Raw genomic sequence first — 7,392 nt, forward strand, 5'->3', positions numbered from 1 at the left:
GCCTGATTCAGCCCTTGACGGCACCGGCGGTGAGACCCGAGACGATGCGTCGCTGAAAAATCATCACCAGAATGACCAACGGCACCGTGACAGTGACAGAAGCCGCCATGATCGGCCCCCACGGCAACTCATGCTGGCTGCCCCCGGAAATCAGCGCGATTGCCACTGGCACGGTGCGCTCCTCATTGGTGAGCGTGAACGTGAGCGCGAAGAGGAACTCGTTCCAGGCAGCGATGAAAGCCAACAGCCCCGTCGTCGCCATCGCCGGCCACATCAATGGCAGGAACACCTTGGTGATGGTGACCCAAGGGGTGGCGCCGTCCATGATCGCCGCCTCCTCCAGTTCCTGCGGCAACTGGCGCATGAAGGTGGTCAATACCCAGACGGTGAACGGCAGGGTGAAGATGGTGTAACTCAGGATCAGCCCGCCCGGACTGTTGTAGAGATTCAGCGTACGGATCACCTCGAACAGCCCCGAGAGCACCGCGACCTGAGGGAACATCGACACGCCGAGCACGATCATCATCACCGTGGTGCGGCCGCGAAAGCGCACCCGACCCAAGGCGTAGGCGGCGGTAATGCCCAGCAGCAGGGCAATGGCCACCACGCTGACGGCAACGACGATCGAGTTGATGATCGCCTGGACGAAACTGCCCTGGGTAAAGATGGTGACGTAGTTACTGAAATCCACGCTGCTCAGCCAATACTCGACCTGGAACAACGCACTGGAAGGTTTGAGTGAGGTGATCACCGCGTAGTAAAAGGGAAAGACGGCATAAATCAGCAACACCGCGATCAACGACCAAAACCCGATACGCTTGGCAAGAGACTTGGCGAGTCTGGTATTCATTCATCACCTCCCAGCTGACGACGCCCCAGATAGAGATAAATCACGGTGGCCAAGGCGATGATCAAAAACAGCAAGGTCGAGGCAGCACTGCCATAGCCCACATCCTGAAATTCCACCAGTTGCTGACGTGCGTATATCGACATCGTCATGGTGCTGGTGGAATTGGAAGTCAGTACGTAAATCACGTCGAACACGCGCAGTGCATCCAGCAGGCGGAAGATCACTGCCACCAGCAACGCAGGTGTGATCAAGGGTAATGTCACCCGAAAGAACACCTTGACCGGGTGGATACCATCGACCTCGGCAGCTTCGTAGCAATCCCGAGGCAGCATTTGCAGTGCCGCCAGTACCAGCAGGGCAACGAAGGGAATCGTCTTCCACACATCGACGATGATCACCGCCCACATCGACAGATCGGCGTCGGCAGTCCAGGCCAGGGGGGCGTCGATCAGGCCCAGGGACATCAGCAGATGATTGATGATGCCGAACTGATCGTTGAGCATCCACGCCCACATCTTGGCCGACACGATGGTGGGAATCGCCCAGGGGATGAGCACGGCAGCACGCACCAGCATGCGTCCCTTGAACTCGGCATTGAGGACCAAGGCGACGATGATGCCGAAGACCGTCTCCAGCGACACTGACACGACACTAAAGAACAGCGTGTTCCAGACCGACTGCCACCAGGCGGAATCGGTCAGCAGGCCGTACCAGGCTCCCTGGTAATATCCCAGATAGTTCTCGAAGCCTATGAAGTTGGCTCCCCCCGTATCCGCCAGCGAGGCGTCGGTGAAACTGAAGTAGAACGTACGCAACAGCGGCCAGCCGGCAACCATTGCCAGGGTGACGAGCATTGGCACCAGGAACAGCCAGGCAGCTCGCACGCGCTGACGACGCACCTTGGTGCCCTGTCGGCGGCCCCGGCGCGTTGCCGCCGGGGGATGGGTTGCAACAGAATTGCTAGCGGTCATGGCAGGCCTCGGGTTACCAGCGGCGGCGCTTCATGCGCTCGAGCTTGTCCTGCAGTTGCGATACCGCCCGGGCACCGTTCATGTTGCCGGCAAGCACGTCGTGGGCAGCGTTGAAGAAGGCATTGCTGACGCGGCCGTATTTGTTGCCGGTCGGTGCCGAAGGCCGTGCCACGGCATTGGTGAAGGTATCGTAGAGCTTGCCGAAGAAAGGCACGGCGGCGAGGACTTCCTTATCCTGGTAAAGCGACTTGATGGTCGGGTTGTAGGAACCCTCGAGGGCACGACGTTTCTGCTCGGCTTCGGACGTCAAGAACTTGACCAGATCGACAGCCAGCTCGGGATGCTTGCTGTATTTGGATACTGCCAGGTTCCAGCCCCCCAGGGTCGCGGCACTGCTTCCTTTGGGGCCATGCGGCAACGTGGTGACACCGACCTTGCCGCGCACGTCGCTATTCTCGCTCTGCACCAGCGACCAAGCGTAAGGCCAGTTACGCATGAAGACTGCGTTGCCGGACTGGAAGACGCCGCGGGCCTGTTCTTCGGTGTAATTGAGCACGCCTTGGGGCGAGATATGGCCGACCCACTCGGCAGCCTGATCCAGAGCAGCCGCGGCACGCGGATTGTCGATGGTGATCTCGCCCTGTTCGTCGACGATACTGCCCCCGCCATGGCTGGCGACCCACTCCAGGGCATTGCAGGTCAGCCCCTCATAGGCACGCCCTTGGAAGACATAGCCCCACATCTCCTCATTGTCGGCCTGGCGTTCAGCCTGCTGGATGGCCTCGGCGGTCTCGGTCATCTGCTGCCAGGTCTCGGGCACCTCTCGATCGTACTTATCGAGCAGATCCTTGCGGTAATAGAGAACCCCGGCATCGGTAAACCAGGGCATCGCCACCAACCGCCCATCGACGGTATTGTTGTCGACGATCGTCTGGAAATTGCCATCGGCAATATCCTTGCCGCCTATCTCACGCAAATCGATCAGGTGGTTGGCGAGCAGGCCAGGCCAGACCACATCGATCTGCATAATATCGATATCCCCCGATTGTGCAGACAGGATTTGCTGATAGAGCGAGAGACGTTCGGTGGATGAATTGGGCGTCGAGACAACAGCGACGCTGTGACCGGTCTGCTCTTCCCAGGCGGAGACGCCTTCCTTGCAGAGAGTCAGCTCAGCTCCCACCGCGCCACAGGAAATGGTCAAGTCCGCGGCATGGGCCTGGCCGACGGTGGCGCCGGCCAGGGCGGCAAGAAGAGTCAATCGACGAATCATGGCGCTTACCTCCGGGGGGTTGTTGTTATCCAGGAAGACCGTGCTGGCAAAGCCACGGTAATAAGTCTGTGTTGTCACAACCGATTCTTAAACGATTAAGTCAAAGGCCACACTAGCCCTCGCCCATTCCGCCCACAACCTAGACTTTGGTGTAAAAAAACGCGTCAACCAGTCTTGGATAGACATTAGTCGAAATGGCACGACAAGGACTTTGTAGACTCGATCTTAAACGTTTAAGTTTACACCCCGTTAACGACGTCAACCCGCGTTACGAGATCACTCCACAACAACCACAACGGGAGTCAAGTCCATGCCCCTTCCAGGAACCATGATGCGCAAGCCGCTGGTCATCGCCATAGCCTTTGCTTCACTGGGCGTGACCGTCAGTGCCCATGCCGATATCTCGAATGAAGCACTCGAAGCACGACTGGCGGCGCTGGAGAGTCGTGTCGCGGCGGCGGAACAACGCGCGGCCGCCGCCGAGCAACGTGCCAAGCGCGCCAGGGCGACGCTGAAAGCACTCGAGGATACCGGCCTCGAACAACGCCTCGCCGATGTCGAAGCGCATGCAGAAGGCGATCTGGGCCTATCGCTCGATGCCTATGCCCGCTCCGGCCTGCTGCTCGACAGTCACGGCAAGAGCGCACCGGGTGGCCCCTTCCTGACGCCGGCAGGTAGCACCGGCGGTGCCGTGGGCCGTCTCGGCAACGAACCGGACACTTATGTCGAGACCACGCTCAATTACAAACAGCGCTTCGACAATGGCGCTCGTTCGCATTACCGCATGATGCTGGCGGACAGCGTCACCACCAGCAACGACTGGACCGCCGAGGAATCGAATCTCAACGTTCGTCAGGCGTATGTCCAATTCAGCGAATTGCCGAGCTTCACCGGCGCCTTCGAAGACGCCAAGATCTGGGCCGGCAAACGCTTCGACCGAGACAACTTCGACATCCACTGGCTCGACAGTGACATCATCTTTCTCGCCGGTACCGGCGCAGGGGTATATGACATTCGCCTCAACGATGACTGGACCAGCAACGTGTCGCTCTACGGGCGCAGTTTCAGCGACTTTCCCATCGTCAGCCGCGAGAATCCCGACCTCACCGGCAGTACCGACAACCTTGTCTTCACGCTCAACAACCACATCGGCGACTGGCAGTGGATGGTCAACGGCCTCTCGGCCAACGACAACGACCGACGTGATACCGGAAACGATGCCAGCGCGGCGGACACCGGTTTCCACACCATGCTGGCCTACCACGGAAACAGCTTCTTTGGCCTCGGCGAAGGCAGCTTCAAGGCGGCGGCCCTCCACGGACAAGGACTCGGCGCCGAGGTCAAGTCACTGGGCGCCGACGGCGACCTGCTCGATGAGGCCCGGACCTCGCGGCTGGCGGTCTATGGCACGACCTACGTGGCGCCCGACTGGCGGTTGGCTCCAGCCATGCTCGCCCAGCACAGCACGGACCGTTACGCCCGTGGCGACAGCTATGAATGGATGACCCTCAATGCCCGCCTGGCCAATGAACTGACCGACAACTTCGAGATGCAATACGAGGCCAGCTACCAATGGATGGACCTCGATCCCAAAGGCTACCAGGGCAACAATGCCGTCGATGGCGACTATGCCAAATTGACTGTGGCTCCCACGTTCAAGCCCCAGGTTGGCGGCTTCTGGCAGCGTCCGGAGATTCGCCTGTTCGCCTCCTGGAGCGACTGGGACGAAGCACTCAACGGCTTCACCAATGGCGACGCCTTGGGCGATGACAGCTTCACTGGCAGCGAATGGACCTTCGGGACACAGATGGAAGTCTGGTTCTGACATATACCGCTGCATGCGCCCCCACTGCCACCGCATGCAAGACGGGGGCGCTCGCCGCGACGTCACACGGCCGAATCCGACGCTAAGCTGGCGCCGCGGCAAGCTGACGCAATTCCCACAGGACTGCGTTCTTGAGCGTCGGCAAGGCGTCACCGCCAAGCCCGCTGATCACCATCAGCCGATGCCCCCCTCGACGATTCGGTGAATATCCCAGCCACAGGGGCAGGGCCACGGCGCGCGCCGGCGTTCCGCGCAGCGTCACTTGCCAGTGCCGCCGCGCCACCATGCGCTCCCAGAACCAGAGCCTCGACACGACATCCGCCGAAGGCGGCAGGGAAGCGGCAAGCCGCAGCTCGGCCTCGGCTCCCTCGTGTTCCGGGGCTGCCGGCAATGCATGCGGCCAGAGCAGCGCCCGCCGCGCCCGGGCATGGCACAACAGCCAACCGGCAGGGGCATCGTCCGGCGCGCCCAGGGCATGCGCCCAGAGCGTGAGCGTCGCCGCCTCGAAGGTCTCGGCGCGCAGGCGACGCAGGCGCGTCTCGGCCTGCAGGGCATCGAGTCGCCGAGGCAGTCTCAGGGGAAGCGCCTCAGGCATTGGCCCACCCCTGCAACAGTGCCAGACCCGCCAGCAACAGACAGAACCATGCCACCAGCCCGATACAGCGGCGACGTGTCAGGCGTGCCGCCGGCGTGATCGACCGGGCACGGGCGGCGCGCGTCGCCAGCAGCGCCTGCATATCCGGGGCGGTTTCCTCGATGACCACGTCGCGCAATTGCGCCGCGCTCGGGGCAGGCGCCGTCAGACCGACGACATACCCCACGCCGAGCGACACCACCACTCCCACCAGATTGTTGTAAAGCCAGGAGATATCGAAGAGGCTTTCGACGCCCCACACCGAGACCATGCCCAGCACCAGGCCGCTCAGCGCACCGCGGGCATTGGTGCGATGGCTGAGCATGGCCAGCAGGAAGGTGCCCAGCAGGGCGCCGTAGAACCAGGACCCGATACGATTGACCGCCTCGATCACCGGCCCCAGGTTACCGGCGAAGAACGCGAAGACCGTCGCATACAGGCCCCAGAAGACCGTCGCCCAGCGCGAGGCCTTGAGATAATGCGCCTCGCTGGCGTCGGGCCTGACATATCGCGTATAGAAATCGCGCACGCTCACCGCCGACAGCGAATTGAGCGCCGAGTCGAGACTCGACATCGCCGCCGCGAAGACACCGGCAATCACCAGGCCGGCCAGACCCGGCGGAAAGGCGCTGACCACATAGCGCGGGAACAGCTCGTTGAGGTTGTCCGGCGCGGCAAGGCCGTGCTGGTCGTAGTAGGTCGCCAACATCACCCCGATGAACAAGAACAGCAACATCTGCGGCACCAGCAGGTACCCGCCGATCAACAGTGAGCGCTGCCCCTGCTGCACATCGGGGCTGGTCAGGACCCGCTGAATCTGGCTCTGGTCGGTGCCGAAATACGCGATATGCAGGAAGATGCCGCCGAACAGGCCGGCCCACAGCGAATAAGTCACCCCGGGGTCCAGCGACAGGTCCAGGGTGTCGAACATCCCCTGTGCCGCACCGAAGGCAAAGACATCGCTCCAGCCACCGGGCAGACTCGCCACCATCAATCCCATGCTGACCAGGGCGCCCAGCCACAGCACGAACATCTGGATCACGTCGGTCCAGATCACTGCACTGATACCGCCCAGCACCGTGTAGCTCACCGCCAGCACCGCCATGACCACGATGGTCAGGTTGACGCTCCAGCCGGTCACCACCGAGAGCACCAGTGCCGGCGCATAAAGCACCACGCCGGTCGCCAGGCCGCGTGCCACCAGGAACAGGCCTGCGCTCACGCTGCGCGTGGCCGGCCCGAAGCGACGCTCGAGAAGCTCGTAGATGCTGTAGATGCCCGCGCGATGAAACACGGGCACCAGCAGAAAGATCAGCACCGCCATCGCCAGCGGCACGTTGAGGAACGTCACCAGCCGCTCCAGGCCGCCCTCGAACCCCCAGCCGGGAGCGCCGATGAAGGTGATCGCGCTGGCCTGGGTCGCCATCACCGACAGCCCGATCGCCCAGCCGGGAATTCGCCGACCGCCCAGGAAATAATCCTGGGTACTCTGCTGGCTCCGCCCGAAACGCGCGCCTATCAGCGCCACGAGCAGGATGTACACCACCAAGACGACGCTATCCAGCCAGGTAAACTCGCTCACGACCCGCCCCTTTGTGATCCACCTGGCTATCCAAATTAGCAGGCTTCTTTCCAGGCTGCCGATCGGCACGCCATGGGTGCCGTCCGGTCCCGAATCGCATCAAGTGACCACGGAGGCCAAACGTCCGTATTTGTCGGGTCCCGTGTGATTAACCACCCGTTTGGTAAATAACTCAGGCCGCTTGGCCTGCCATTCCTTCATCGCCGTGATCGGCGATTGATGATGCAGCGCTTTCTGCGGGATATGGTGATTGTACA

6 protein-coding genes are annotated in these 7,392 nt (G+C 61.8%); 1 reads left to right on the plus strand and 5 read right to left on the minus strand.

Features of this window, described 5'->3' with window-relative positions; translation table 11 throughout:
- Positions 1 to 7: 7 nt before the first annotated feature.
- Genes ABGX75_RS14595 through ABGX75_RS14605 form a run of 3 tightly spaced genes read right to left on the minus strand, consistent with a single transcriptional unit; the run spans position 8 to position 3,094 of the window.
- Entirely contained in the window at positions 8 to 850 is an 843-nt protein-coding gene (locus tag ABGX75_RS14595; protein ID WP_179152549.1) for a carbohydrate ABC transporter permease, read from the minus strand.
- Complete coding sequence (locus tag ABGX75_RS14600) at positions 847 to 1,821, minus strand: sugar ABC transporter permease (protein ID WP_347411079.1); 975 nt, start codon at positions 1,819 to 1,821, stop codon at positions 847 to 849. Before ABGX75_RS14600 ends, ABGX75_RS14595 begins: the two co-directional genes overlap by 4 nt.
- Before the next feature lie 13 nt (positions 1,822 to 1,834).
- On the minus strand, positions 1,835 to 3,094 hold the full coding sequence (locus ABGX75_RS14605) for an ABC transporter substrate-binding protein (protein ID WP_347411082.1): 1,260 nt from the start codon (positions 3,092 to 3,094) through the stop codon (positions 1,835 to 1,837).
- Between the two features lie 310 nt (positions 3,095 to 3,404).
- Here ABGX75_RS14605 and ABGX75_RS14610 point away from each other — a divergent pair, with 310 nt between their 5' ends.
- Positions 3,405 to 4,919: a carbohydrate porin gene (locus tag ABGX75_RS14610; RefSeq protein WP_301968598.1), complete on the plus strand. Its 1,515-nt coding sequence runs from the start codon at positions 3,405 to 3,407 to the stop codon at positions 4,917 to 4,919.
- Positions 4,920 to 5,001: 82 nt separating this feature from the next.
- On the opposite strand, the gene ABGX75_RS14615 is transcribed toward ABGX75_RS14610, so the two are convergent.
- Entirely contained in the window at positions 5,002 to 5,514 is a 513-nt protein-coding gene (locus tag ABGX75_RS14615) for a hypothetical protein (protein WP_287124376.1), read from the minus strand.
- The gene (locus ABGX75_RS14620; RefSeq protein WP_011505565.1) at positions 5,507 to 7,135 is read right to left on the minus strand and encodes a sodium:solute symporter; all 1,629 of its coding nucleotides are present in this window, start codon (positions 7,133 to 7,135) and stop codon (positions 5,507 to 5,509) included. The genes ABGX75_RS14615 and ABGX75_RS14620 overlap by 8 nt, the downstream gene beginning before the upstream one ends.
- Positions 7,136 to 7,392 lie beyond the last annotated feature (257 nt).

The organism is Chromohalobacter sp. (assembly GCF_039830575.1).
GTDB lineage: Bacteria > Pseudomonadota > Gammaproteobacteria > Pseudomonadales > Halomonadaceae > Chromohalobacter > Chromohalobacter israelensis.